Origin of the sequence: Candidatus Electronema sp. JC (genome assembly GCF_048287365.2) — a bacterium.
In the GTDB taxonomy this organism is placed as follows: Bacteria; Desulfobacterota; Desulfobulbia; order Desulfobulbales; family Desulfobulbaceae; genus Electronema.
In genome coordinates this window covers 59,269-84,579 of sequence record NZ_JBLWEM020000002.1, presented here as the reverse complement: position 1 = coordinate 84,579, position 25,311 = coordinate 59,269, and the positions used below count along the sequence as shown (strand labels likewise).

The following is a 25,311-nucleotide window of genomic DNA, read 5'->3' as shown; positions in this document are numbered from 1 at the left end:
TTCCGCCATATTCTCCTGATTTGAACCCCATAGAGCATAAATGGGCGCAAGCAAAGGCACTCAGAAGAAAACTTGGCTGTTCGACAGATGAGATTTTTCAGCAGCCATGTTTATAGTCAATTTATTGTGCTACGGCTATATCCCGGTGCTGTATCTGAGCCGCTATATTATCAGAAGCAAGGGCGAATATTACCGCCTGCTGCAAAGGGCGCGCGATGCGGATGACTGGGAAAGCTGGATACTGTACATGCTGCACGGCGTGGAAAGCACGGCCCGGCAAACCATCTGGACGGTCAACGCCATAAAAAACTTGATGCTGGACTACAAACACCGCATCCGGGCGGAGCTGCCGAAAATTTACAGCCAAGACCTGCTGAACAACCTGTTCAGGCATCCCTACACCAAGATCGAATACCTTCAGAATGACCTGAGCATTTCCCGATTGACCGCAACGAAGTACCTGAATCAGCTCACGGAACAGGGCTTTCTGCGGAAGGCCAAAGCCGGGCGGCATAATTATTACATCAACCAGCCGCTGATGGACTTGTTCGCCCGCATCCCTGAGCTGTAGGGCTGCCGGAAGCGGTTATGAGATGCGCTTGACCGGCTTATCAGGGCGCAGGATAAGGCGTTGGCGGGGGATAAGTGAGAGGGAGGCGGGAAACAGGTTGAAATTGGGGGCGGGTGGTGGTATATCATAGGGGTATGTTTAGATTATTTTATTTTAAATAGAGGGGGTATTATCATGCCATTCGGCCAATCAGATTTTGCAATAAAAAAGCATGGCTATATTGAAAACAATCCTCCATTAGAAGTAACAGGCTCATTTATTTCTGTTTGCATATATCAACTTAACGGCATACAGAAATTTGATGAGAATCAAAAAATACTAAGTTTTCTCGATGAAAATATAAAATTTGGAATTGGAAATAATATAAATGAATTATGCTTTTTGCTATTTAACAAAACATTAGACGATATGTATGAGAGTGAAGAGATACTGACGAAAGAAACTCATCTTCCCTATCTTGTTACTGCAACAAGAGATAATGATGAATATACATATCAAGCTAAGTGGACTCAATGGTATAATGAATCATTGCTCAGTGTGTATGATCCTCCAGTTGACAAGAAATATTCTAATAAAATCAAGTCTATACAAAACAATGATTCAAAATTTATTCCATTCATAATATATTCATTATCCTCACCAGATATTCCAGTTACAGCAACTCTTTTGAATAATTATTTTTATTTAGTTCTTCCTGACGGAAAGCTCTGTCAGACGCTAAAATTTCAAGGGGATTTGGAAGGTGGGGCAATCTGCAAAAAAATATTATCTGATTACAATAAAGAGTTAATCCGTAAATATGAACCATTCCATGAAATGGTCTCTCATTTGATGGTTCTTTCTATGCGAGAAGATGATAACCTGAAAAAATTTTTATTTTCATGGAATGCTCTTGAAATTTTAATAACAACAACATTTAGCAAGTTGCCACAACAAGAACAAGCTGCTAATTTTCCAAATGATGATTGTGTGCCTGAAGACTACAAGAAAAGCGTATCTGTTTTATATGAAAATAAAAATCGAGGAAGAGGGATAACTAACGTTTCTCAAAAATTTATATATTTATCCATATACAAATGGAAAATTACGCATAATGGACATTATGACATATTCAGAGAATCGAAAGAACGTAGAGATAAATTTCTTCATGGTTCACTTAAATATGTTGAATTGCTTCCTTGGCTTTCTCGCAATAACTTGTTGATTATAAACAATATAATTCACAGTATATTGTCCGTGCCGCTGAACGCGCCAGACTCAGCATTAAGGTCATCGGCTCAATCGGCGATGCAATGAAGCCGTGCCCAAGGTAAAACGCCTTTGCCTGCTGCAACGGTTCAACGAAAAACTCTTTACATCCTCTGCCGGGCCGGGTATCCTGAAAGCAGAAAAGGTTCCTCCCTGATGACAAGAAACCAAGGGTTTCTCCTGCAAAGGTAGTCGGGGGGGTCGAACGGGGCAGCTCATCAGGAGGCTGCCCCTTTTTTATATCGCCAGCTCACTTTTCACGCCCGCCTTGATCAGGTCAAAAAACTGGCTGTCCCCGCTCTCCCATTTTCTGAACACCGCCCAGCAGCAGTAGTCCGCCGCTTGCAGGCCAAGGCTTGACATGGAGGGATGATGCAGCACACGGAAACGGCAGCCGGGCGGCAGCATGTTTTTCAGGGTGATTTTCACCGCCTTTTCAACAGCGGCCCGTTTCCTGTTCACGGGGATGCTGTCAGTGATGACGATCAGCTCCCCGATGCCTTCCAGCTCGCTCTGCCCGGCCACATGCCGCAGCAGATGCCCCAGCATCTGCGGATAAAACGCTTCGGGTACCTGCTGCTCCGCGCTGATTCTGCTTTTTTCGACAATCAGGGCATCAATCCGCAGGCCGGGGAGATGGTCTTGCAGGATGCCGAAGACCCGCCGCCGGATATGCCGGTTGTCTTCCGTGCAGTGAAAGAAGACGAAATCCAGCCCGTATTCAATCAGGTCAAATTTATAGCTGTCAAGGGCTTGAAAGGCGGTGAAAGGCCGCCGGGCGGAGATGCTTGTCAGGATGAAATATTTTGTCCCAGACGGGGAAAAGTCCAGATTGCCTCCTTCATCCAAGAAAATGTACAGACTGCCGCCGCTCATGACACCCCGCTGTTGAGCTGAAAAAGAAAACCCCATGCTGCTGCACGAGGCATTTTCAGGGGGAAGAATAATCAGACGGCGCAGGGCATGTCAAGGACATCTTCAGGCGGCGTTTTTTGCCCCATGAGCAAAAAAGTGGGGGCAGGATGGGGGCTGAAACGTGGCAAAATTAAAAAAGGAGCTAACCCGTTAAAGGCTAACTCCTTGAATTTTCTGGTGGGCTGTGAAGGATTCGAACCTTCGACCAATTGATTAAGAGTCAACTGCTCTACCAGCTGAGCTAACAGCCCATGCAGCAAAAACGCTGCATTTATATATCACAGACTGGCCGCAAGGTCAAGCAGAAATCTTGCGGCGCAGGAAAAAAATCACCGGTAGTACAGCCCAGGGCTGCCCATGGTCTGCATGACCTGATAGAGATGGCGGCGGAAGTCGCGACGGTCGGTGATGCCCTGAATGTGGCCGCGTTTGAGGGCATTGCGGGCATCGTGGTAGTCCGGCGGGATGTCAATGCCGGTGGTCTCGCGGATGACACGCGGCCCGGCAAAGCCGATCCGGCTGGAGCGGATGGCGAACTGATACGGCGAGCAGCCGAGGAACGAGGCCACTGGCCCGGCGTAGGAGTTGTTGTCATAGACGACGATGTACAGCCCACCCGCGTCAATGTACTCCCGCACCGCCATGGTGCATTTAGGCATCTGCGCCACGCCGAGGGTGCCTTCCTGAATGCGAATGCCGCCGGTGGTGTGAACGTAGGCGAGCAGAGGCCGTTTCTTGCGCCGGGCAATGTCGCAGGCTTGGACAAACTTCTCACCCTCTGCTGAACCGACCGTGCCGTTGCGGAAATCGGAAAAGAGCATGGTCACGATCAGCTCGATGTCCCTGACCCGCGCCATGAAGGTCAGGTTGGCGCAGCCCATGCCGGTCTTGCTCTTGGCCGCCTGAAGTCGCTCGTCAAAGCCCTCGTAGTTGAGCGGGTTCTTCGAGAAGATGTCGTTGTTGAAGATGCGGATCGAGCCGGGGTCAAAGACGTTCTTCAGATACCACTGATATTCGAGCGGGAAATGATGGCCGCAGTTCTCGCAGACTCCACAGAATTCGCCGTAAAGATCGGGGATCCAGAGGTCTTTGCAGCCGTGCTTCTCCGCGTTTGGACAGGTGATGGTGCGGTCTTCGTTGGCCAAGGGGCTGGTGTAGGTGTCGGTCAGCTCCAGCGGGTCTTGGATCACGCAGTAGTCGCCGGCAAACTGCGGATCAGCGGCGGCCAGCGATTTCGGCACCGGCCTGCTGCCGTTCTCCTCCTCTTTGCCAAAGAACCGGGTGAACGGAGCGGTGATGCGGTTGACCAAGGCCGTGCCTTCGCCGGACAGCTCCTTGATCGTCTTCTGCACCTGCTTCTGCTGGTTCTTCAGCACATCGTAGCGGACAGTGTACCAAAACTTCTCTGTGGCCGAGCAGAAGAATTTGAAGAAATTCTCCGCCGGCATGGTGATGCCGCCGAAGCTGTGCATGGCCATGTTCCGGTATTTCTTCGAGCGCAGCTCCAGCAGCCTGTCGGTCTCGCCTGCGTCCAAATCCCACGGGATGTCAATCTGCGGAGCCTCGTCCGGGCTTTCCGCCTTTTTCCGCTTCACCTCGTAGGAGCGGAAGCTGCGCATGTTCTTTGTCCGCAGCACCACCTCGTCAGTGGCCCGGATGATTTCCGAGCGGACGCGGGCGAAAAAGGCGAAATCGTCGCTCTTTGCGCCGAGCGGCGGTTCTTGGATGATGCGATCAATGGTGCCGAGGCGGAGATTGTCTGGTGCGGTGATGTTGAGCTGACGGGCGCACTTCTCAACCAGCTCCGGCGGCACTTTGCGGCCTTCCTTGACCCGGCCTTCGATGGCCGCCGCGCCTTCCGGCGAAATCACCGAGTAGTAGCCGTGCGAGAACATCAGGCGCAAGTCGCTCATGCCGACCGCCTCAGCACCGCCAGAACCGCCCTCGGAGATGACGGAAATCATCGGCACCCGCAGTTTGGTCATGGTGTAGAGGTTGCGGGCGATCTGCTGGGCTGCGCCGGGATAGTCCTCCACTGGGTACGAGCCGGGCGTGAAGATGTAGAAATGAATCGGGATGCCTTCGGTCTCGGCCACCTTCATGTAGCGCATGGCCTTCTCGTTGCCCCAAGGCTTGCAGGAGCCGCCGTTGCGGAACTCCTCGCCCCGCCCGACTTCTTGGCCGATGACCATCACCGGCGAGGTGTAGGGCTTGCGCTTGATCCGGCGGACAATGTTGGCCTTGGCCACCACCATGGCCGGATCAATGTTGGCCTCGCCCGCGCCGCCCAGCTCCTTGTGCTCCTCATAGACGTTCTCCAGAATGTCCTTGAGGGTGAAGCGCAGCGGCGAGCGGACGATCCGCACCCGCTCCATCGGGGTCAACCCCTCCTCGCAGCGCTCCTCCAAGAAGCGGATTGAATCCTCCAGCTTGCCCAGCCGGGTGGCGAACTCGTCCCGGCTTATGTCGAAGACAGCGGTGCGGAGCTGCTCGCTTTTGCGGCGGAACTCGGCCACGTTGCCCCACGAGTCGCTGTCCTTGATGTGAATCAGATAGCCGATGCGCTGGTCCAGCTCTTGGAGCTGCTTGATGAGATCGTTCATGGTCGTATGTGTAACGGCTCAGAAGGTCAGCAGCCGGTCAAGATTCTGCCTGAGGTAGTCGAGATTGGTGAGTATGCCGCCGCCGGAGCTGTCCACGCCTTCGATACGGCAGCCGTCAATAAACAGCCGCGCCCGCTCTTTGGCCTGATTGACATCATCGCCCCAGACCAAGGCCAGAGCCAAGTTGGGGTCATACTCGCTGGGGATGGGATAGGGCCGGTCAGAAGGCACATGGCTGTACATCGCCGACCAGTCATGTTTCGGCAGATCAAAGCGGGTGATGGTGCCAATCCACGGGGCGAAGTTGCGGCCCGGGTTCTCGGCGACTATGCGCAGCTCAATGCTCGCGCCCTTAAAGACAATCTCGTTCTGCTGATAGCCCATCCGCTCGCCAAGTCCCAAGCGGATTTGCTCCTGAAGCAAGTTGGGGTGCTTGCCGTTGAGGTAGCTGATCCGGGCCGACACATCGTTCTCAACCTGAATGCGGGTGTTGACTTCGAGCAGATACGGCCTGCCGCTGCGGCTGACGATCCATTCCCACGTGCCGACGTTATCGTACTTGACATAATCAGCCAGCTTGAGCGAATGCTCGACCACGCTGTCCAGCACCTGATCGGGGTCGAAGTCGTACTTGAAGCAGGAGGCATGGAAGCCGGGCGCGGCCTCCACCCGCTTCTGGCGGCCTGTGGACTGAATGGTGCAGTTGCGGGTGCCGAAGTGGATGCGCTCGTCGTGGCGCGAGCAGACCAACTGCACCTCCAAGTGGTTGAAGTCGCAGAGCCGCTGCTCGATCAAAACCCCGCCGTCGCCGAACTGCCGCTTGGCGTAGTTCTGCACCCGGCGGTAGGTGCGCCGGAACTGCTCCACCCGGTTGATCTCCTCTATGCCCATGCCGCCGCCGCCCGCAGCGGCCTTGATCAGCACCGCCGGGTTCGGCTCGTTCTGCTCGCGCTGGATGTCGAGAATGTGCTGGGCGATCTCCTCTGCCTCCATCTCGTTGTAGATGGGGGCTGAGGTGCCTGGTATAGTCGGAATGCCGAGCTTCTGAGCGACGCGCTTGGTGTTGATCTTGTCGCCCAGATCGCGGATCACCTCCCAGCTTGGCCCGATAAAAGTCAGGGGCCGGTCGCGCACCGTCACCCGGCGGGCGAAGCGGTAGTCCTCTGAGAAAAAGCCGTAGCCAGGATGCACGGCGGTGCAGCCCGTGTGGTCGGCCACCGAAAGCAGGTCGTTGGGGTCCGTGTAGCTGGTCACGCGCCATGCGTTCTGATCCGGGCCATTGAGCCGATTGCGCTGGACATGCTCGGAATCACGGTCAGCATCGGTGTAGATGACCGCGTAGTCCAAGTCCAGAGCCTTGCAGGCTTCCATGATGCGGATGGCAATCTCTCCGCGATTGGCGATAAGCACTTTGCCTTGCACAAAAAACCTCTTGCAGTCTGCTGCTGTTCAATTCTTGTCTGGAAAGACCGGACTTCCCGGCGGCTTGGAGCCGCTCGCAGGAAGAAGACAGGATGGAGTCCGGGCAGGCATCTCCGGGGATTTGCTCATTCTACTCGACCGGCGGCAAGTTGCAAAGTTGGAAATGCAGACCCGCTTCGCGGCGGCAGCCTCCGGCCTGCGCCAAGCCATTCTGCTGTTGCGCAATGTGCCCTGTTTTTGTACACTCTTGGTATTCTTCCAGCCGCTGCGCCGCTCCCGGCGGAACGCGGCATCCTGCATTCCCAGCATTTCAGAGGAGACAGTTTATGGCTTGGCAGCAGAACATGGAGCGGCACGGCAGCATCGGCTTGGCGCTGCTCCTCCTCATGACACTCCTGACAGCGGGCAGGACAGCCTCAGCGCAGCCCGCTTCCCCGGACTTTGGCCGGTATCATGCCGTGGTCATCGGCAATCAAAGCTACCGCCATCTTGATGAGCTGCCCACAGCCAGGGCTGACGCGCAGGAAGTGGCCCGGCTGCTGGAGGAGCGATACGGCTTCAAGGCGGAGCTGCTGCTTGATGCCGACCGCGACCGCATCCTCTGGACATTGTCCCAGCTGCCCAGCCGCCTGACTAACCCGGAGCGCGACAGCCTGCTCATCTACTACGTCGGCCACGGTCACTTGGGGCGGGGCGGGGCAGGTTATTGGAAGCCGGTTGACGCGGACAATGCGAGCGACAGTCAATGGATTCCCACCGCGCTGATCACCAACATCTTAAAAACGGTGCGGGCCAAGCACGTGCTGGTGGTGACCGACTCCTGCTACGCGGCCAGCCTTCAGCTGCCTGACGAAGCCCGGCTGCGGGAAAGCCGGGAGGAGCGTCTCCGGCGCCTGCTGGACTCACCCTCGCTCACCGTCCTGACTTCCGGCAGCGAGCGGCCGGAGCAGGAATATGGCGCAAGGCATTCGCTCTTCGCCCGAACTTTTCTTTCTGTTCTTCACGACAACCGCGACGTGCTTTCTGGACGCAACCTGTTTGAGCGCGTCTTGCAGCCGGTCTACCGCAGCACCGGCAAGCTCCCCCGCTACGGGCATGTCGTCAAAAATGCGCACGAACAGGGAGATTTCTTGCTGGTTCCCAGACATTTGCAGGAAAACCTCAGCCGCCATGATGTTCGCCGTCCTGCGCCGCCGCCCCGGCAGTTGCCTCCGGCTCCAATCCCGGAGTCCGCGCCTGCCGCCGTTCTTCCAGCGCCTCCTTCGGTTAAAGCCGCGCAGCAGCAGCCGAAGCAGGGCGACATCATGATCAACGAGGCCACCGGCATGGAGCTGGTCTATATCGAAGGCGGCTGCTTCAAAATGGGATCAGCAGCTGGCGAAAAAGGCCGCTTCGCTTGGGAAGGCCCGGTGCATGAGGTCTGCGTGAGCGGTTTCTGGATGGGACGGCATGAAGTCACTCAGGAGCAGTGGGAAAAAATCATGCGCGGCAATCCGTCCGGTTTCAAGAAGGGCGGCAAGCATCCAGTGGAGAATGTGTCGTGGAATGATGCGGAGGAATTTTTCACCCGTCTGAACAAACGGTCAAACGGCGCCTACCGGCTGCCCACAGAGGCGGAATGGGAATACGCCTGCCGCGCGAGCGGCGCAGGCAAGTACTGCGGCGGCGACAATCCCGACGTGCTGGCTTGGCATGAGGAAAACAGCAGCCGCCGGACTCATCCGATTGGGGGCAAGCAGGCCAACGCCTTCGGCCTGCATGACATGAGCGGCAATGTTTGGGAATGGTGCGCGGACCGCTTTGACAAAGATTATTACGCCACTGGCGGCGTGCGCAGCAATCCGCGCGGGCCGTCAGGAGGAGGCGAGCGGGTGGTGCGGGGCGGATCAGCCGGGAGCCGGGTGCAGAACTGCCGGGCCGCCTTCCGCTTCAGAAATCAGCCTGACTACCGCGAAGACCTGCTCGGCTTCCGCGTGGTGATGCAGAATAATTGAACAAAAAAACTTCCTCAGCCTCCGGGCTGAGGAAGTTGCAGGCGGCGCGGCAAAAAAAATCAATTCTGTTCAGCCGACGGCTCCTGCTCAGTTGCAGCAGCAGCTTCTTCCTGATCAACGGCAGCGTCCTCCTCCGTCTCTTCAGCAGCAGGCTCCTCGTCACCGGTTTCCTCTTCCAGCGCTTCGCCTTCGCCCAGCTCCTCGTCAGCCGCCTCTTCCTCGATCACCTGCTCCTCGTCGCTTGGCGCCTCTGTGACCACCGCCTCTTCTTCAGCGGCAGGCGCCTCGTTCTGCTGCGCCGCGCCGTCTGTCGCCTCGACATGAATTTCCGCAGCAGGCTTGCTTGCCGCTGCCGGTTTGTCATCCGCGCCCGGCTTTTCACAGGCGGCGGTCAGCAGCAGCGCCAAACTGCTGGCAACCAGCATGGCGTTTTTGTTGAACTTCATGGAATCATCCCCCCTTCAGGAGTTTAAAAGTGAATGGTTTTCGTTCTATGATACAGGACAGGCCCGCCCTGTCAACACATTTCCGCCGCCTCAGCAGGCGGATGCCGCGCCGCAATAATCCGGCTTCTTGTTGGACAAAATGAATAACTGCTCGGAAGAGACCTGCGTCAGCCTGACGCGGCAGGAGAGTGCGCGGAGGATTTCCTTGATGCCGGCATCCTCCGCGCAAAAAAATGGAAAAACGAAAGTTTTATTCCATGATGACCGGCTGGCCGTCAGCAGGCCCTTCCATCATCATTTCATCATCACCGCCTTCGGTGACGGTTGTCTCGCTGTAATCGACTGTCCCTTCAACAAAACCGCCTTCAACCGCAGCGTCGCCGCCTTCGGTGACGGTTGTCTCGCTGTAATACTCAACGGCTCCCTCGGCAGCAGGCATTTCCTCAACGGAACCGCCTTCAACAACTTCTCCTTCTGAGTATTCTCCGGTCGAAGACTCAACATAAGAGCTGCCGTCATCGACCATCATCTCGCCGTCGACGCTGGAGGAGGATTCCACCGCTGCGCCCTCTTCTGCATAGTAGGCCCCTTCGACCGCATCGCCGCTGATCATCTCTTCGTCATATACTTCTGCGGATGTGTCGGCGGCAGCCGCAGGCGCCTGCATCTGCTGCACAGTACCGGACTGCTCCGGCCCGCCGGGAATCTTGCCGGAAGGAGAGCAGGTGCAGGCTGCGGCGAAGAGGAGGAAGTAAAGGCCTCCTGCGAGGTAACAAGCTGATGTTCTGATGTTCATTTGGTTTTAGCCCCCTTTGAAAGGATGAAGTTGAATACGCTGCTGAAAGATAGTATATGATATCTTCGAGATATTGGCCCTGTCAAATATTTTCTGCTGGAAAAGAGCAGTCCTTTTCAGATGCCGCTGGAGGGTTGGCCGAGCAGGCGGATGACCTGTTTGGCAGCCTCCAGCAAATTGTCTGCGATGACAGCGGGCTGAATCTTTTTCTGCGGGCCGATGTGCTCCAGCTCGCCCTGACCGTAGCCGGTCAGCACCAGCACTGGGGCGGCTCCGGCCCGGACTCCGCATTCCAAATCCGACCAGCGGTCTCCCACCATGAAGGAGCGGGAGAGGTCAAGCCCCAGATCGGCGGCTGCCTGCTCCAAAAGGCCAGGCAGCGGCTTGCGGCAGCGGCAGCTCTGCCGGTGCTGGACAATTTTGGCCTCCGGGTGATGCGGACAGACATAGATGCCGTCCAGATGCGCGCCTTCCGCCGCCAGCAGCCGCTCCATCTCGGCATGGACTGCGTCGAGAAGGGCAGGAGGGAAATAGCCCCGCGCCAGCCCGGACTGATTGGTCACCACCACTGCCGGAATGCCGCGCTCGTTGAGAAGCCGGACAGCCTGCGCCGCGCCTGGCAGCAGGATAAAACGGCTGAGGTGATTGATGTAGCCCATCTGCTCGTTGATGGTGCCGTCACGGTCGAGAAACACAGCTGGCTTCGTGAGCATTTTTTGATCAAATTCAAATTGAAGTGGTCTCGACTGCAGAACTGCGGGCGGGAAAATCCTCTGGCGGCACGGCCTCCTCTGCCGCCTGCACCACCTGCGCGGCCAGCCTGCCGCCTTCCGACTCTTTCTCCGAGCCGCGCCCGAAGACTAAGCGCACGACCTGCGCGGCATTGAGCTGATCGGCAGGCCGGGATGGGATGTAGGCCGCCGCGCCGTTCTGCTCAGTCTCGTGGAGCAGGCCGCCGCTGATCAGCAGATCAACTGTCTGGCTGAGGTCGGCCTCGTTGCGCACGGCGCAGACTGCGGCCAGCTCTTCTTCGCCGGTGGCCTCGGCGCGGGAGAAGTTGCTGTAGACAGTGAGCAGCACGTCAAACGCCTGCTGAAGACGCTGCCGGGCTGTGCTTTCCGCGCCAGGCAGGCGGTAATGATTGCGGTTCTGAATGGCATAGGCCAAGACTGCGCCGAGCAGGATGAACATCCAGCCAAGCTGCATCCAAACTAAGAAGAGCGGAACCGTGGCGAAAGAGCCGTAAATGGCGTTGTAATTCGCTACTCCCATTTGCAGCATTACGTAGAGCCGCTGGACAATGAACCAGAACACCGCCCCAAAGAGCGCACCGCAGAGGGCCGCGCCAGTCCTTACCTTCACGCTGGGGAAGAAAAGGTACATCATCATCAGCGAGAGGGTGATGAAGAGAAACGGCAGCAGCTTGAGCAGCAGGCCGACCGTCCACGCTGAAGGGATGGCAACGGCGATGTGCGTCATGATCTTCTGCGATGTCAGCACCGCCTCAGCAGCCAAGGCGATGTTGACTGAGATCGGCAGCAGCACGAGCAGGGCGAGGTAATCCATCAGCTTGCGGAACGCCGAGCGGCCTCGCCGGGTGTGCCAGATGGCGTTCATCGCGTCCTCAACTGCATTGAGCACGGTGATCACCACGACCAGCAGGCCGACGATGCCGAAGGCGCCGAGAGCGGCGAAGTTGGTGTTCTCCACGTAATCAAAGATGGAGTCCACCGCGTTGTGCAGATGGCGGTTGAGGCTGACTGGCTCCGGCTCCGCCGGTTCCGCCAAATTCTCCGCGCTTTCATCCTGCTGCTCCTGCTGCTGGGCCGCTTTGGCCGCCGCGTCGGGATCGAGCTGGTCAATCAGGCGGTAGGCGGCGATGCGCATCTGATTGCCGTTGCCCAAGCCTTTGAGGATGGCGGTGCTCATCGCCAAAAGCGGCACCATCGACAGGACGACGGAGAAGGTCAGGGCCGAGGCCCGCAGGGAAATGCTACTGCCGCTGAATTCATGCACCATGATCAGGAAAATGCGGAGCAGGCTGCGCAGCGCGGCAGCAGGTTTTCCTTCATCCGGCCTGTAGGCGAAGGCCCAGCGGGTAATGCGGCAGGGCGGCGCGGCAGGAGCGGCGGTCATGGCCAAACTCAGGCGGGCAGCTCCTGCTTGCGCACCGCTTCAGCCTTGATTCGGTCGAGCAGCTCGGACAGCACCGGCTTGACATGCTCGCGCAAGTCTCCGGCGACGATAATAAAAAGCAGGTCGTCGCCGGGCTGGAAGCTGCCGGAGGCGGCTTCAATGATGATCTCGTAAATGCCCGGCCAAGAGAGATATTCCTGCCGCAGCCGCTCGATTTGCTCCTGATCGACCGCAGTTTCCAGCTGGCTGACTGCTGCGCCGTCCTTGCGTGACCAGCTCCGAACCACGCCGTTGTGAATCAGCACCATGCCGACTTTTTCGTTGAAGTCAGGCCGTTTTTTCAGATCCGCGATCGTTTTTGAGATGTCCATTTGTTCAAGGCTTGCGTTTTGCCGAGCGGCTGGCCGCGCCGCCCTTGGCAGGAGGAATGATCAGTTTCTGGCCAATGCGCAGCTGTGCTTTTTTATTCAGCTGGTTGGCCCGCCGCAGCCCGTCCAAAGTCAGACCGAATTTAAGCGCCACAGACAAGGCCGAGTCACCTTTGCGCACCACGTAGCTCTTCGCGCTGGCGGCTTTTTTTTTCGGCGGCTGCCTGACAGCGGGCGGCGCGGAGTCAGCAATCTGGCTGGCGCGGAGCAGGTTTTGCGGCATGGAGCGGATGCGCTCGCGGACAAAATGGGTCGCGGGCAGATGAATGACCGTCTCAGCCGGGATATATTTTTTGTCCTCCAGCACCGGCTTCATCAGGGCGGGATTGAGGCGGCGGAATTCCTCTTCAGAAACGCCGAAATACTGGCGCAGCTCGGCGGCGGCGGCATAGCCTTTCAGCCGCAGCGAGGCGCTGATCAGAGGCCGCTCTTTGATCACGGCAGGATCGGCCTCCAGCTTGCGGGCGACCCGTAAAGCGGCGATGAATTCTGGGTAAAAATTGCGCGAAGCGAAGCCGAAGGTCTGGCTGGAATGATTGGCGAAAATGACCGGATAACTGCCCCACTGCGCCTTGGCCCGCAGCATCCCGCCGCGCCCGTGGTTGTAGGCGGTGAGGGCTAACGGCCAAGCCCCCAGCTGGCGGTGGTTCTCCTTCAGGAAGCGGGCGGCGGCCTCGCTGGCGATATAAAGATCATAACGCTCGTCCACCAGCTCGTTGACGGTCATAAACTCCTTGCCGGTGTAGCGGGTGAACTGCCAGAGACCCGCCGCCCCGGCTTTGGAATGCGCTCCGGGATTGAAGGAGGATTCGACGTGGGGCAGGTAGGCCAGCTCCAAAGGCAGATCCAGCGTCCGCAGGATGCGCCTGATCGCGGGCATGTAGGCGCCGGAGCGGATCACGCCCTCGCGGAAGCGGTTTTTCAGCCCGGTCTGCACCCGGATGTTGTCCGCCGCCGCAAGGAAGGCCGCAGGGCTTTTCTGCTGAAAAAGGCTGTGAATCCGCAGCTCCTCAGCGGTCTGCGGCCTGCCGCCTTCAGCGAACTTCTTCAGCATGGTCTTGACATGCGAACGGGCCAGCTCCATCAATTTTTCATTGATTTTGGCCGCGCCCGGAGTATTCTTTGGCGCAAGGCCGACCACGCCGTAAATCCGGCTGAGATCGCGCCGGTCGTGCAGCACGCCCTGCGTCTCAGTGTAAGTTCCGTAAATTTTCTCCCAGAAATCAACGTTGGGGGCAATCAGGGCGTAGACCGGAAAGTGCAGGTCCGCCGGGCCGGAAAACTGCTGTGCCGCAGCTGAGCTGATGCTCTGCGGCGGCAGAAAGACAGCGGCGGTCAGGACAAGACAGGCAAAAGCGATTTGTTTCACAGCGGACAGCATGAGCAACCTGCACATCTGAAGAAAGATTTCGGCGGCTTGGCCTTGCCGCAGAGCTGCCGGCGACGGTCTCGGCTGGCTCTGATTGTAGCACAGTTTTGCAAAAAAGCGGCAAAAAGACGACAGGCGGCAGGTCTTTTCCGCCGCAGGAGGCTTGTATGTACACTCCGATCATCGGCACCCTTGGCTATGTGCTTTCCCCGGATGCCCGGCAGGTGCTGCTGCTCTGCCGCAACGCCCGCCCGGACGACCAGCATTTCGGCAAATACAACGGCTTGGGCGGCAAAATGCGGCCTGATGAGGACGTGCGCAGCTGCATGACGCGGGAAATTGAGGAGGAGGCAGGCATCGTCTGTCTGGAGATGAACCTGCGCGGCACCATCAGCTGGCCCGGCTTCGGCCCCGGCGGCGAAAGCTGGCTCGGTTTCATCTTCCTGATCACCGCCTTTTCCGGCGTGCCGAAAAAGAGCTGCGAGGAAGGCGGGCTGGCTTGGCATCGGCTGGAGGAAATCAGCCGCCTGCCGATGTGGGAGGGCGACCGTTTCTTCCTGCCCTTGGTCTTTGACGGCGACCCGCGCCCCTTTCACGGTGTCATGCCCTACAGCCAAGGCAGGCCGGTGAGCTGGAGCCATTTTCGATAGCCGCTGAAATTTTTCAATTGCCCCGGAGCGGTAAAACTGGTATGTACAGCTTGTTTTGCGATGCAATTTGTCGAGAACGCCAGAACGCGCAGGAGGAGCGCATTCAATATGAAGAATAATAACGACGAACTCGTCCGGCTGGAGCAGCTGGTGGAAATGCTCATCAGCCGCTGCCGGGAGCAGCAGACGAAAGTTCTGGCTCTGGAGAAGAAGCTCCGCGACCGCGACGAGGAGTGCGAGCTGATCAAGCTGGAGAGCGCCGAGCTGCAGAAGCAGCGGACGGAAATTGGCTCCCGTGTCACCGGGCTGCTGGAGCGGATCGAGGCTTGGGAGACCGGGCTGGCGGACAAAAAGGCCGAAAAAGACAAGTGAGGGCTGTCCGCCGCGTCAGCCAAGGCGCAATGCGTCCGGCAGAATGCAGACGGAGCGAAAATTGGGCGCGGAACGGAACTGCTTGATTTCAGGGCAGACTGACAAAGCTGCCGCCGCGCTGAAGGGGTGAGCGGAAAAATAGTTTTTGCTTTTTCCGAGTTTTTATTTTATAGACAGGGGACAGCGGCACACAAGTTTCCCTGCGCTGTTTGTGATCAACAGAGTATTGAGCCAACTCTCTTTAAAAGGGCTGCTCCTTTTCTGCCGGATTATGGAAAACTTCACTGATTTCCAGACGACCGCATGGCGCGCCCACCTATTTCGATAGGTTTAATTATTCTGTTGACACGGCAGCGCGGGGTTTTTTGCAGCCTGATCATGGCTGCCGCGCCGTCCGCATTCCTGCCTCACTGATCTCCCCCCGCATTTTTCTCCGACGCAGTCAGCTGTTTTATCTCACATTTCGCAGCACGAAACTGCTGCATGCATCTATAAACCAGGTTATTCATGTCATGAGCGGCATCACATTGATTTTGCTTGCACTTGCCCTGTCCGCAGGCGCGGGCGCAGGCTTTTTTCTCCGTAAAAAACTGATTGAGGGCAATCAGGCGGATATAGAAAATCAGCGGCGGCTGATTGTCGAGAACGCCATCCATGAGGCCGATCAGCTCCGCAAGGAGAAGCTCCTTCAGGTGAAGGAGGAGATTTATCAGGCCAAGCAGGAGGCCGAGCAGGAGATAAAAAACTCCCGGAAGGAAATAGAAAGCGAGCAGCGGCGGCTGGAGCGGAAGCTCGACAAGGTGCATGAGGAGCTGAACGACCTCAAAAACAAGGAGGCCGATCTGGCCGCCCGTGAGAAACGGCTGGCCGCCAAAGAGCAGAGCGTGGCGGCGCGGGAGGCCGAGGCGGAAAACCTGATCGCCGAGCAGCGGCGGCACCTGGAGAAAATCGCCGGGGTCAGCGCCGAGGAGGCGAAAAAGCTGCTGATTGAATCGCTGGAGAGCGAGGCAAGAATGGACGCGGCCAAGCGGCTGGCCAGAATCGAGAACGAGATGAAGCTGGAGGCGGACCGCAAAGGCAAAAACATTCTCGCCTTGGCCATCGCCCGCTACGCCGGAGAGTATGTGGCGGACAAGACCGTCTCCACAGTGCCGCTTCCCAACGACGAGATGAAGGGCCGGATCATCGGCAGGGAAGGCCGCAACATCCGGGCCATCGAGGCCGCCACCGGCATCGACATCATCATTGACGACACCCCGGAGGCGGTGATCCTTTCCGGCTACAACCCCATCCGGCGCGAAGTGGCCCGGCAGTCGCTGCTTCAGCTCATCTCCGACGGCAGGATCCATCCGGCCCGGATTGAGGAAGTGGTAGCCAAAGTCACTCACAATCTCGATGTGGAGATCAAGGAGGCGGGCGAGAAGGCCGCTTTCGACCTCGGCGTGCACGGAATGCATGTTGAGCTGATCAACCTGATCGGGCGGCTGAAATACCGCTCCAGCTACGGCCAGAATATTTTGCAGCATTCGCTTGAGGTGGCTTTCCTCTGCGGCATCATGGCCGCCGAGCTGGGGCTGGATGTGAAAAAAGCCAAACGGGCCGGGCTGCTGCATGACATCGGCAAAGCGGTGGATCACGAAGTGGAAGGCTCTCACGCTGTCATAGGCCGCGATCTGGCCAAAAAATATGGCGAGCGCGAGGACATCGTGTACGCCATTGGCGCGCATCATGAGGAAATGCCGCCGCAAACCGTGCTGGACATTCTCGTGCAGGCGGCGGACGCGCTCTCCGGCGCACGGCCCGGCGCGCGCAAAGAGATGCTCCAGAGCTACGTCAAGCGGCTGGAGGATTTGGAGAAAATTGCCAACGCCTTCCCCGGCGTGGAGAAATCTTACGCCGTGCAGGCAGGCCGCGATCTGCGTATTGTCGTGGACAGCCAGAAGGTCAAGGACGACGAGGCCACGCTGATGAGCCGCGACATCGCTAAGGCGATTGAGGAGCAGCTGACCTATCCTGGCCAGATCCGGGTCACAGTGATCCGTGAGACAAGGGCGGTGGAATATGCGAAATAACGGCAATAAATCACTGGCGGAGCAGCTCGCGTTGATCATGCGCGGCTGCGAGGGTGTGGTCTCTCAAGAGGAGCTGGAGAAAAAGCTCAAAACTGCGGCGGAAAACGGCAGGCCGCTGCGGATCAAGGTGGGCTTTGATCCGACCGCGCCGGATCTGCATCTCGGTCACACCGTGCTGCTGCAAAAGCTGCGCCAGTTCCAGCAGCTTGGTCATGAAGTGCAGTTTCTGATCGGCGACTTCACGGCCATGATCGGCGACCCGACCGGCAAATCCGAGACCCGACCGCCCCTGAGCCGTGAGGACGTGGCCCGCAACGCCGAGACCTACAAGGCGCAAGTCTTCAAAATGCTCGATCCGGCCAAAACCAAGGTGGTCTTCAACTCCGCCTGGCTGGGCCAGCTTTCCTCCTACGACATGATCCGCCTCGCCTCCGAACTGACTGTGGCCCGGATGCTGGAGCGGGACGACTTCAAAAAACGTTTTCACAGCAACCGCCCGATTTCCATCCACGAATTTTTCTATCCGCTCTTCCAAGGCTACGACTCTGTGGCCATGCAGGCGGACGTGGAGCTGGGCGGCACGGATCAGCTTTTCAACCTGCTCATGGGCCGCGAGCTGCAACGCTCCAGAGGCATGGAGCCGCAGGTTATCCTGACCACGCCGCTTTTGGAAGGGCTGGACGGGGTGAACAAGATGAGCAAATCGCTTGGCAACTACATCGGCATCACCGAGCCGCCGGAGCAGATTTTCGGCAAGGTAATGTCGGTCAGCGACGAGCTGATGTTCCGCTGGTACGAGCTGCTCAGTGATCTTTCCTTGGGCGAAATCGCTGATTTGAAAAAAGGCATGGCCGAGGGCTGGCTGCATCCCAAAGCGGTCAAGGTGCGGCTGGCGAAAGAATTGGTCGCCCGCTTTCATGATCAGACAGCGGCGGACGAGGCGGAAAAAAATTTCGAGCAGGTTTTTGCCCGGCATCAGCTGCCCGATGAGATCCCGGAGAAAACCCTGCCCGCGCAGGAGCAGCCTGTTGCCTTGCCTTGGCTGCTGAAAGAGGCTGGGCTGGTGGATTCGACCTCTGAAGGCCGCCGGATGATTCAGCAGAACGCAGTGACGGTGAACGGCGAGAAAGCGGCTGATGTCAATCTTCAGCTTCCGGCCAGCGGCGAGGCACTGCTGAAAGTGGGCAAGCGGCGTTTCTGCAAGGTGATTTTTGCCTGATTCCGCTTCTGCTCAGGGCCGGAACGCGGTATAATGATGAAAATCAATTTGTCGCTGCTGTTCCTGTTTATTTTCAAGGAGCGGAAATGATGGACGTTTCACCCGTGCTGATCTGGTTCCTGCTGGGCATCGCTTTTTTTATCATTGAGCTGGCGCTGCCCGGTTTTGTTCTTTTCTTCCTTGGCATCGGCGCATGGTGCGCGGCAGCAGTTCTGGCCGTGATTGATCTGCCTCTGACAGCCCAGCTTCTTGTTTTCCTTGTCTCCTCCCTCCTCAGTCTGATTCTGCTCAGAACGCGTCTAAAATCTGTCTTCATGGGCAAGTCCTCTGAAGAAGCGGACTCGGTGAATTTCGATTCCGCCCCGGTTACAGGAATTGTCACCGATGCCATCATCCCGCCCGCCGACGGCAGGGTCAAATACGGCGGATCGTTCTGGCGCGCTGCCGCTGATGAACCCATTGCCGAAGGCGCGGTGGTGCTGATTGTGGAAAAGAAAGACCTTATTATCAAAGTCCGCGCGTTAGGCGCGAACAAGGAGGAGGCAAAATGAGCGGTTTGCTGGTTGGTGTCATTGTTTTAGTTGTTTTCGTTGTCATCTTAGTTTGGAAGACAGCGGTTATTGTGCCGCAGCGCAATGAGTATGTGATTGAGCGGCTGGGGAAATACCGGGACACGCTTGAGGCAGGATTTCATATTCTGATTCCTTTTCTCGACAAGATCGCTTACAAGCGGAATCTGAAAGAGGAGCCAATTGATATTGGCAGCCAGACCTGCATCACTGCCGACAACGTGACACTGGAAGTTGATGGAATTATGTATATACAAGTGGTGAACTCCAGGCAGTCCGCCTACGGCATTGCCGACTACCATTTTGCCGCCTCCCAGCTCGCCCAGACCTCTCTTCGCTCGGCGATTGGCAAAATGCCTTTAGATAAAACCTTTGAATCCAGAGAATATCTTAATCAGCAGGTGGTCGAGGCATTGGATGAGGCGGCCCAGAACTGGGGCATCAAAGTCATGCGGTATGAGATCAAGGACCTCACGCCGTCCAAATCGGTTTTGGAGGCCATGGAGAAGCAGATGCGGGCCGAGCGGGAGAAGCGGGCTGAGATTGCCCGTTCTGAAGGCGACCGGCAGTCCGTGATCAACCGGGCCGAGGGCGATCGTTCCGAGGCCATTGCCCGATCCGAGGGTGAAAAAATGAAGCGGATCAACGAGGCCGAGGGCCGGGCGCAGGAAATCCTCAAGGTGGCGGAGGCAACGGCCGAGGGCATCCGCAAGGTCGGCGAGGCGCTGGCTTCCACGGGCGGGCGTGAGGCGGCCAATCTTGAGGTGGCCAAGAAATATCTGGATGAATTCGGCAAATTGGCCAAAGCGAACAACACCATGATCGTGCCCGGCAATCTTACCGACGTGGCAGGCATGGTTGCCACAGCCATGACCACCCTGCGGCAGACCAGTAAAACAGCAGCGCCGATGCCTGCCGCCCGACCGGAGCATCCGGTCGCGGCACGTTGATCGCGCCGCCTGTTGACAGCGTTGCGGTCAGCACTACAGTGAAGAATGCGGCTGTCTTTGGCCGCATTCTGTTTTTTTGTAAGAATTTCAACTTGAGGTGCGGTTTATGTTCGGATTGGGAATGCCTGAGCTGATCATTATTCTGGTCATCATCGTGATCATTTTCGGCGCAGGCAAACTGCCGGAGATCGGCTCCGGCATTGGCAAAGGAATCAGGAATTTTAAAGACAGCGTCAAAAGTCCAGATGGCGATTCCAAGGCCATCGCAGACAAAGACAAGGACAGCGGCAAAGAAAGCTGAGGCGCTTTGACAACCTTCCTGCAGGAGCACGGCACCATGTTTGGACTCGGAACCCCTGAATTGATCGTCATTCTCGGCATTGCCTTCCTCCTTTTCGGCGGCAAAAAACTGCCGGTGATCGGCGCAGGCTTGGGCAAAGCGATCCGCTCGTTCAAAAACGGCTTGAGCGAGGTGGAAGAGGCGGCCGGCATGGACGGCATCGCCAAACGGCTGCCTGTGGCGCGCGATGTGGCCGCTGTGCAGGATAAAATCAATAAGGTCAAGGAGGTCAGCAAAATGCTGACGAAGTGAATATATTTTTCCGCAGGTAGCTGGGCCTGGTCGATTAAGACAGCCTCAGCCGCCTGCCTGTTGTATTCCGCCTCACCGCCGTGACCGTCCGCCGGAACAAGAGTTTTTTGCTGCGGCCTTCCTTGCTTGAAGGCTGACAAACAAGCTGGCCTGCCCCCTTTCACTCCGCTGCAAATTTTTCTGCAACTCATGCCTGAATTTTCATATTTCCCCCTTTTTCCCCTTGGCGGCGACTTGTGCGAATACCGCCTTTCAGACAACTCAGCCCGCCATGTCAGCGTGGAGCCGTTCGCCGGAGCGGAAATCTTGAAAATCGCCCCGGAAGCCCTGCGCGAGCTGGCACGCGCCGCTTTCCGCGAGCTTTCTTTTTTCCTCCGTCCTGAGCACAACCGGCAGGTTGCGGCCATTCTCGACGATCCTGCGGCCTCGGACAACGACCGGGCCGTGGCTCTGGCTTTGCTCCGCAACGCCGAGATCAGCGCGCAGGGCGTGCTGCCGCTTTGCCAAGACACCGGCACAGCCATCGTGGTCGCCAAGAAGGGGCAGCAAATCTGGACTGGCGGTGACGACGCAGCTATGCTTTCCAAAGGCATTGCCGCTGCTTACGCTGAAGAGAATTTGCGCTATTCGCAGACCGCCGCCCTCAGCATGTTCGAGGAGTGCAACACCGGCACCAATCTGCCCGCGCAGATTGACATCGAGGCCGTGCCAGGCAGCGAGTACCGCTTCCTCTTCCTGGCCAAAGGCGGCGGCAGCGCGAACAAGACCTTTCTTTTCCAAGAGACCAAGGCCGTGCTCAACCCGGCGGCTTTGAAACGCTTTCTGACAGAGAAGATGAAGACGCTCGGCACCGCCGCCTGTCCTCCGTATCACCTTGCTTTTGTCATCGGCGGAACGAGCGCGGAAACGACCTTAAAGGCGGTCAAGCTGGCCAGCGCAAAGTATCTCGACAGCCTGCCGACCAGCGGTAATGTCCACGGCCAAGCCTTCCGCGATCTGGATTTGGAGAGCGAGCTGCTGGAGGAGGCCCGACGCTGCGGCATCGGGGCGCAGTTCGGAGGCAGGCATTTCGCCCATGATGTGCGGGTGATCCGCCTGCCGCGCCACGGGGCTTCCTGTCCGATTGGCTTAAGCGTGTCTTGCGCCGCTGACCGCAACCTGAAGGCGAAGATAGATCGGAACGGCATCTGGATTGAGCAGCTCGACCACGAGCCGGGCAGGCTGATTCCGCCTCATCTGCGAGGAAAGAAGGACGAAGGCGCGGTGCGGATTGACCTTAATCAGCCTATGTCCGCCATCCTCGCCCAGTTAAACACGCTGCCGGTCGCAGCCAGAGTGCTGCTCAATGGCCCGGTGATTGTCGGGCGCGACATGGCCCATGCCAAATGGAAGGAGCTGCTTGACCACGGCAAGCCTTTGCCGGACTACCTGAAGCGGCATCCGGTCTATTATGCTGGCCCGGCCAAGACCCCGCCGGGCATGGCTTCCGGCTCCTTCGGCCCGACTACGGCAGGCCGCATGGACGACTACGTTGACCTGCTGCAAAAGCACGGCGGCTCGCTGGTGATGATCGCCAAAGGCAACCGCTCGCCGCAGGTGACAGAGGCGTGCAAGGTGAACGGCGGCTTCTACCTTGGCTCCATCGGCGGGCCTGCCGCGCTGCTGGCGCAGGAGAGCATCCGGCGGGTGGAATGCGTGGACTGCCCTGAGCTGGGCATGGAGGCGGTCTGGCGGATTGAGGTGGAAGATTTTCCCGCCTTTGTTTTGGTGGACAACAAGGGCAACGATTTTTTCCACCAGCTCTGACGTTCGGCAGACATTTCTTGTTTAAAATGCAGGACTTTTCTGCAATCATCCCTTTTCAGCTTGCCGTAAGATCATGGCAACGCCTCATCATGTCCCAAAAATAGCGCCGCTTGACCGCTGCGGCCTCTCTCCTCTTCGCCCTTGTTTCGGGTGGCATATCTTCCATTGCATTATTAACTTACGCAGTTGAAAAGACAAGCTCAACTGGTATAGCAGTTTTTTTGCAGCCCAAGTCGATGGTTGAATAAAATCAACTCATTGGCGGCAAAGCCGCGTAAATTTTAATAATACTGAATCTTACAATTGATATTATTTATTTTACATTCGTGTAACCAAAGAGTAAGTTAAAAACTCTTTTGATGAGCATTAATATTGCGTTAAAAGATTCTTGCAAAAAGAAGCCCTGCATTTGTTTAGAGTGCTGATATTTATATGTTATAAAATTTGAATTTTTTATATTGCCAAAAGCAGCATGAATGCTATTCGTTGAATGACTGGCGTTTTCCATTATATTAAATTTTTATTTTTTTAATTTAAAGCGCAATGAGGAAAGAATATGCAAATAATCCCGCGTGAGATCATCGTTGGGCCGCGAGAAATCGTCACTCCGTACAGGCCAATTCCGCTGAAAGTTCCGGAGGGGCTGAAGCCGAACGAGTTCTTCAACAGCAAAGAGAATCTCAACGATCTGGTGCAGAACAACGGCCTGCTGATCAGTCCGGAGAATTTGCTGCTGTACCGCAAGGCACTGGGGCACAGCCGGGAATTTGACGCGTCCATCATTTACAACACGTCAGAATGCATTCTTGATCCTCTTGGACGGCCTGTGCGCCGCACGCAGCTGCCTGACAATGTCAAGCATGTCTGGAACAGGATGAATCAGATCATCATCTCCTACATGCTTGAGCAATATCCTGACCCAGAAGAGGCGTTGATCCTGGCCGGCGAAGCCAGCTTGGACGCGACATGGCCGCTGACATCTCCAGGCGTGCCGAGCATCCGCATGATGCACAATCACTTCATCGTCTTCAGCAAAGAGGAATTGCGGCAGGCCAAACTGGCTGATCTGAACAATCCGAACCTGACGGACGGCGGCCAGCACAGCCTTTTTGAATCGCATATTCCGCATGTGTATCGGGAGTTCTTTGACAAAGCGCTCGACCTGAAGATACTGAAGCCTGCTGACGCTGAAGCGGCAAAAATTTCTTTGACCGGATATCCTTGCGGTCTGCCAAGCTGGGAGATTGTCGACGGAGAAGCTGCCTTGCACGACATCCGCTTCTGGCGGGAATACGACATGATCCTGAAAGGCTTCCTTGATTTCTACCGAACCTTCTTCGGCCAGGTGTCTGTGCGCAACTCATCCATGCCTGATCACGTCTACTTCCCGGAGCATGTCGAAAATGTCCTGCTCTTCAACAACGATTTTCTCAGGACAGCCAAGAAAGTGCGCGAGCATTGCAGCAGAAACGCGGAATACGCCAACGCCATCCGCTGGCAGCCCGCGTTCAAGCAGCTCATCTACCGCAATGACGCAGGCAAGCTGATTGTCACCATCAGCCAGAACTCTGTCGGCAATGCGATCACAGAGCTGCTGGGCGTGGTGGTGAACCGCGTCGCTGACGCGGCGGCTTATGAGCAGTTTGAAGAGAAGCTGATGGAAAGGCTCTTTGAGGTGCGGCGGCGGCTGGTTGAAGCTGATCTCGGCCTGCCGGTCAAAAATCAATACTGGCATGAAGAGCAGGCGGCGGAGACATCATCTGCCGCTTCAACCTGACGCTTTGCAATAATTTAGCAACAATGCTGGTTGTCAGGCAAGGACTGTCGGCAAACAGCAAAACTCCGCTCTTTGCCGCGCAAGCTGTCCGGCTCAGGAAATTTTTTTTGCGCAGCTGACGGAAAGGGCAAAAAAAACGCCCGCTGGCTTGCGGAAGGCCAGCGGGCAAGGAGAGAAGAAACAAACAGCGGTGCAGCAACAACCAGAACAGGTGCCGCTTCAGGCCGGACAGGGCGCAGGAGCGACGGCGGGGAACAGCAGGCCCGGAAGCGAGACAGGCAGTCTCTTCCGCCGGGGTTTTGCCGGGGGGGTGATTGCATGGGGCTGACCCGGCTTGCGGAACTCGACGTGCTCCCAGCAGTCAGGGGAGTCGGCAATGGCTTGCATCAGACTGTGGTGCAGGGCGTGGCCGGAGCGGCTGGCGATGACATGACCCAGCACCGGGCTGCCGAGCAGGGCTAAATCACCGATCAGATCCAGAACCTTGTGACGGACAAACTCGTCCTCGAAGCGCAGGCCGTCCTCGTTGAGGACGCTGCGGCGGTTCCAGTGGATGGCGATAACATTTTCAAGGGTGCAGCCAAGGGCGAGGCCGTTGCGCCACAGCTCCTCGACCTGCTCGACAAAGCCGAAGGTGCGGGCATCGGCGATTTCCTGGGCGAAGCGTTCGGCGTTCAGCTCGATGGAGCAGCTCTGCTCGCTGATCAGCTCGGTGCCGAAATTGATGCTGCCGGTGATTTTGAAGCCGTCATAAGGCTCAATGCGGATGAACTTGTCGCCGGAAACGCAGGAGACCGGTTTGGTGATGCGCAGCACTTTGCGCAGGGCGCGCTGGCGTTTCAGGCCGACGCTTTGCAGGAGGCGGACAAAGGGGCCTGCGCTGCCGTCCATGATCGGCACTTCGCCGCCGTCCAGCTCGATTTCAGCGTTGTCCACGCCTGCGCTGCGCAGGGCGGCCAGCAGATGCTCGGTGGTCGAGACGCGCTCGCCGCCGCTGCCGATGGTGGTGGCCAAGGTGGTGTCGACAATCTGCTCCATGCGGGCCGGAACCCGGCTTTTTCCGCCAAGGTCGGTGCGGCGGAAGGTGATGCCGCTGTGCTCGGCTGCTGGTTTGAGCGTCAGATTCACGGTCTTGCCGGAGTGCAGACCGATGCCGCAGCAGCTCACAGCGCGTTCTAATGTGTGCTGATGCGGGTCGAGGTTGAATGCCATGTTCTCACCTTGTGCCGGGCAGCCGCCCTGTTGTTGTTGTCTCGCTCTTTCTTTTGTATCACTTTCTCATGCAAAAATCCGGCCAAAAATTTGTTTTTCTGCATTTGGCGGCAAAGAAGAACAATTTTCAAGAAGATTCAGCCGGATAAAAAAAGAGGCGCAGC

The 25,311-nt window shown here is 57.1% G+C and carries 22 protein-coding genes, 1 tRNA gene, 1 other RNA gene and 1 pseudogene; 14 read left to right on the top strand and 11 right to left on the bottom strand.

Annotation, left to right across the window (positions count from 1 at the left end):
* Positions 1–139: 139 nt before the first annotated feature.
* A pseudogene (locus ACNKH3_RS00695) lies at positions 140–571 on the top strand (Fic family protein); the annotation flags it as partial.
* Positions 572–745: 174 nt separating this feature from the next.
* The gene (locus tag ACNKH3_RS00690; protein ID WP_420207872.1) at positions 746–1,867 is read left to right on the top strand and encodes a hypothetical protein; all 1,122 of its coding nucleotides are present in this window, start codon (positions 746–748) and stop codon (positions 1,865–1,867) included.
* A 189-nt stretch (positions 1,868–2,056) separates the two neighbouring features.
* On the opposite strand, the gene ACNKH3_RS00685 is transcribed toward ACNKH3_RS00690, so the two are convergent.
* From ACNKH3_RS00685 to ACNKH3_RS00670, 4 genes are all read right to left on the bottom strand, one after another.
* On the bottom strand, positions 2,057–2,695 hold the full coding sequence (locus ACNKH3_RS00685) for a DUF3800 domain-containing protein (protein ID WP_420207871.1): 639 nt from the start codon (positions 2,693–2,695) through the stop codon (positions 2,057–2,059).
* Between the two features lie 214 nt (positions 2,696–2,909).
* A tRNA-Lys gene (locus tag ACNKH3_RS00680) sits at positions 2,910–2,985 on the bottom strand.
* Between the two features lie 78 nt (positions 2,986–3,063).
* The gene (locus ACNKH3_RS00675; RefSeq protein ID WP_420207870.1) at positions 3,064–5,337 is read right to left on the bottom strand and encodes an acetyl-CoA carboxylase carboxyl transferase subunit alpha/beta; all 2,274 of its coding nucleotides are present in this window, start codon (positions 5,335–5,337) and stop codon (positions 3,064–3,066) included.
* Between the two features lie 18 nt (positions 5,338–5,355).
* Positions 5,356–6,759: a biotin carboxylase N-terminal domain-containing protein gene (locus ACNKH3_RS00670; RefSeq protein WP_420207869.1), complete on the bottom strand. Its 1,404-nt coding sequence runs from the start codon at positions 6,757–6,759 to the stop codon at positions 5,356–5,358.
* Between the two features lie 326 nt (positions 6,760–7,085).
* Between ACNKH3_RS00670 and ACNKH3_RS00665 the strand changes: the two genes are divergently transcribed.
* On the top strand, positions 7,086–8,753 hold the full coding sequence (locus ACNKH3_RS00665; protein ID WP_420207868.1) for an SUMF1/EgtB/PvdO family nonheme iron enzyme: 1,668 nt from the start codon (positions 7,086–7,088) through the stop codon (positions 8,751–8,753).
* Positions 8,754–8,812: 59 nt separating this feature from the next.
* Here the strand turns inward: ACNKH3_RS00665 and ACNKH3_RS00660 are convergent, their stop codons facing one another.
* From ACNKH3_RS00660 to ACNKH3_RS00635, 6 genes are all read right to left on the bottom strand, one after another.
* Complete coding sequence (locus ACNKH3_RS00660) at positions 8,813–9,199, bottom strand: hypothetical protein (RefSeq protein WP_420207867.1); 387 nt, start codon at positions 9,197–9,199, stop codon at positions 8,813–8,815.
* A gap of 250 nt (positions 9,200–9,449) precedes the next feature.
* Positions 9,450–9,995 carry a hypothetical protein gene (locus tag ACNKH3_RS00655; RefSeq protein WP_417916075.1) on the bottom strand — a complete coding sequence of 182 codons (546 nt, stop codon included), beginning with the start codon at positions 9,993–9,995 and terminating at the stop codon, positions 9,450–9,452.
* Positions 9,996–10,111: 116 nt separating this feature from the next.
* Positions 10,112–10,708 (bottom strand): D-glycero-alpha-D-manno-heptose-1,7-bisphosphate 7-phosphatase, encoded by a 597-nt coding sequence (locus ACNKH3_RS00650; protein WP_420207866.1) that lies wholly within the window; start codon positions 10,706–10,708, stop codon positions 10,112–10,114.
* Positions 10,709–10,721: 13 nt separating this feature from the next.
* Positions 10,722–12,131 carry a YihY/virulence factor BrkB family protein gene (locus ACNKH3_RS00645; protein ID WP_420207865.1) on the bottom strand — a complete coding sequence of 470 codons (1,410 nt, stop codon included), beginning with the start codon at positions 12,129–12,131 and terminating at the stop codon, positions 10,722–10,724.
* 8 nt (positions 12,132–12,139) lie between these two features.
* Positions 12,140–12,502, bottom strand: a complete 363-nt coding sequence (locus ACNKH3_RS00640) for a molybdenum cofactor biosynthesis protein MoaE (protein WP_417916312.1) — start codon at positions 12,500–12,502, stop codon at positions 12,140–12,142.
* Positions 12,503–12,506: 4 nt separating this feature from the next.
* Positions 12,507–13,928, bottom strand: coding sequence for a transglycosylase SLT domain-containing protein (locus tag ACNKH3_RS00635; protein ID WP_417916311.1), 1,422 nt, complete (start codon positions 13,926–13,928; stop codon positions 12,507–12,509).
* Positions 13,929–14,095: 167 nt separating this feature from the next.
* On the opposite strand from ACNKH3_RS00635, the gene ACNKH3_RS00630 reads away from it, so the two are divergent.
* The 11 genes from ACNKH3_RS00630 (at position 14,096) to ACNKH3_RS00580 (ending at position 23,935) form a co-directional block, all read left to right on the top strand.
* Positions 14,096–14,578 (top strand): NUDIX hydrolase, encoded by a 483-nt coding sequence (locus tag ACNKH3_RS00630; protein WP_420207864.1) that lies wholly within the window; start codon positions 14,096–14,098, stop codon positions 14,576–14,578.
* 108 nt (positions 14,579–14,686) lie between these two features.
* Positions 14,687–14,950 carry a hypothetical protein gene (locus ACNKH3_RS00625; RefSeq protein WP_417916309.1) on the top strand — a complete coding sequence of 88 codons (264 nt, stop codon included), beginning with the start codon at positions 14,687–14,689 and terminating at the stop codon, positions 14,948–14,950.
* A 194-nt stretch (positions 14,951–15,144) separates the two neighbouring features.
* Positions 15,145–15,316, top strand: a non-coding RNA gene (gene ssrS, locus ACNKH3_RS00620) — 6S RNA.
* Between the two features lie 146 nt (positions 15,317–15,462).
* The gene (rny, locus tag ACNKH3_RS00615) at positions 15,463–17,022 is read left to right on the top strand and encodes a ribonuclease Y (protein ID WP_417916308.1); all 1,560 of its coding nucleotides are present in this window, start codon (positions 15,463–15,465) and stop codon (positions 17,020–17,022) included.
* Entirely contained in the window at positions 17,012–18,241 is a 1,230-nt protein-coding gene (gene tyrS / locus ACNKH3_RS00610; protein ID WP_420207863.1) for a tyrosine--tRNA ligase, read from the top strand. Before rny ends, tyrS begins: the two co-directional genes overlap by 11 nt.
* An 89-nt stretch (positions 18,242–18,330) precedes the next feature.
* On the top strand, positions 18,331–18,792 hold the full coding sequence (locus ACNKH3_RS00605) for an NfeD family protein (RefSeq protein ID WP_420207862.1): 462 nt from the start codon (positions 18,331–18,333) through the stop codon (positions 18,790–18,792).
* On the top strand, positions 18,789–19,760 hold the full coding sequence (locus tag ACNKH3_RS00600) for an SPFH domain-containing protein (RefSeq protein WP_417916406.1): 972 nt from the start codon (positions 18,789–18,791) through the stop codon (positions 19,758–19,760). Before ACNKH3_RS00605 ends, ACNKH3_RS00600 begins: the two co-directional genes overlap by 4 nt.
* 106 nt (positions 19,761–19,866) lie before the next feature.
* Positions 19,867–20,061, top strand: a complete 195-nt coding sequence (gene tatA / locus ACNKH3_RS00595; protein ID WP_417916405.1) for a twin-arginine translocase TatA/TatE family subunit — start codon at positions 19,867–19,869, stop codon at positions 20,059–20,061.
* A 36-nt stretch (positions 20,062–20,097) separates the two neighbouring features.
* Entirely contained in the window at positions 20,098–20,352 is a 255-nt protein-coding gene (tatA, locus tag ACNKH3_RS00590; protein ID WP_417916404.1) for a twin-arginine translocase TatA/TatE family subunit, read from the top strand.
* A gap of 189 nt (positions 20,353–20,541) precedes the next feature.
* Positions 20,542–22,158: a fumarate hydratase gene (locus ACNKH3_RS00585; RefSeq protein WP_420207861.1), complete on the top strand. Its 1,617-nt coding sequence runs from the start codon at positions 20,542–20,544 to the stop codon at positions 22,156–22,158.
* A 556-nt stretch (positions 22,159–22,714) separates the two neighbouring features.
* The gene (locus ACNKH3_RS00580; RefSeq protein ID WP_420207860.1) at positions 22,715–23,935 is read left to right on the top strand and encodes a hypothetical protein; all 1,221 of its coding nucleotides are present in this window, start codon (positions 22,715–22,717) and stop codon (positions 23,933–23,935) included.
* Between the two features lie 219 nt (positions 23,936–24,154).
* Here ACNKH3_RS00580 and lpxC read toward each other — a convergent pair whose 3' ends face one another.
* Positions 24,155–25,147 carry a UDP-3-O-acyl-N-acetylglucosamine deacetylase gene (gene lpxC, locus ACNKH3_RS00575; RefSeq protein WP_420207859.1) on the bottom strand — a complete coding sequence of 331 codons (993 nt, stop codon included), beginning with the start codon at positions 25,145–25,147 and terminating at the stop codon, positions 24,155–24,157.
* Between the last annotated feature and the right edge of the window lie 164 nt (positions 25,148–25,311).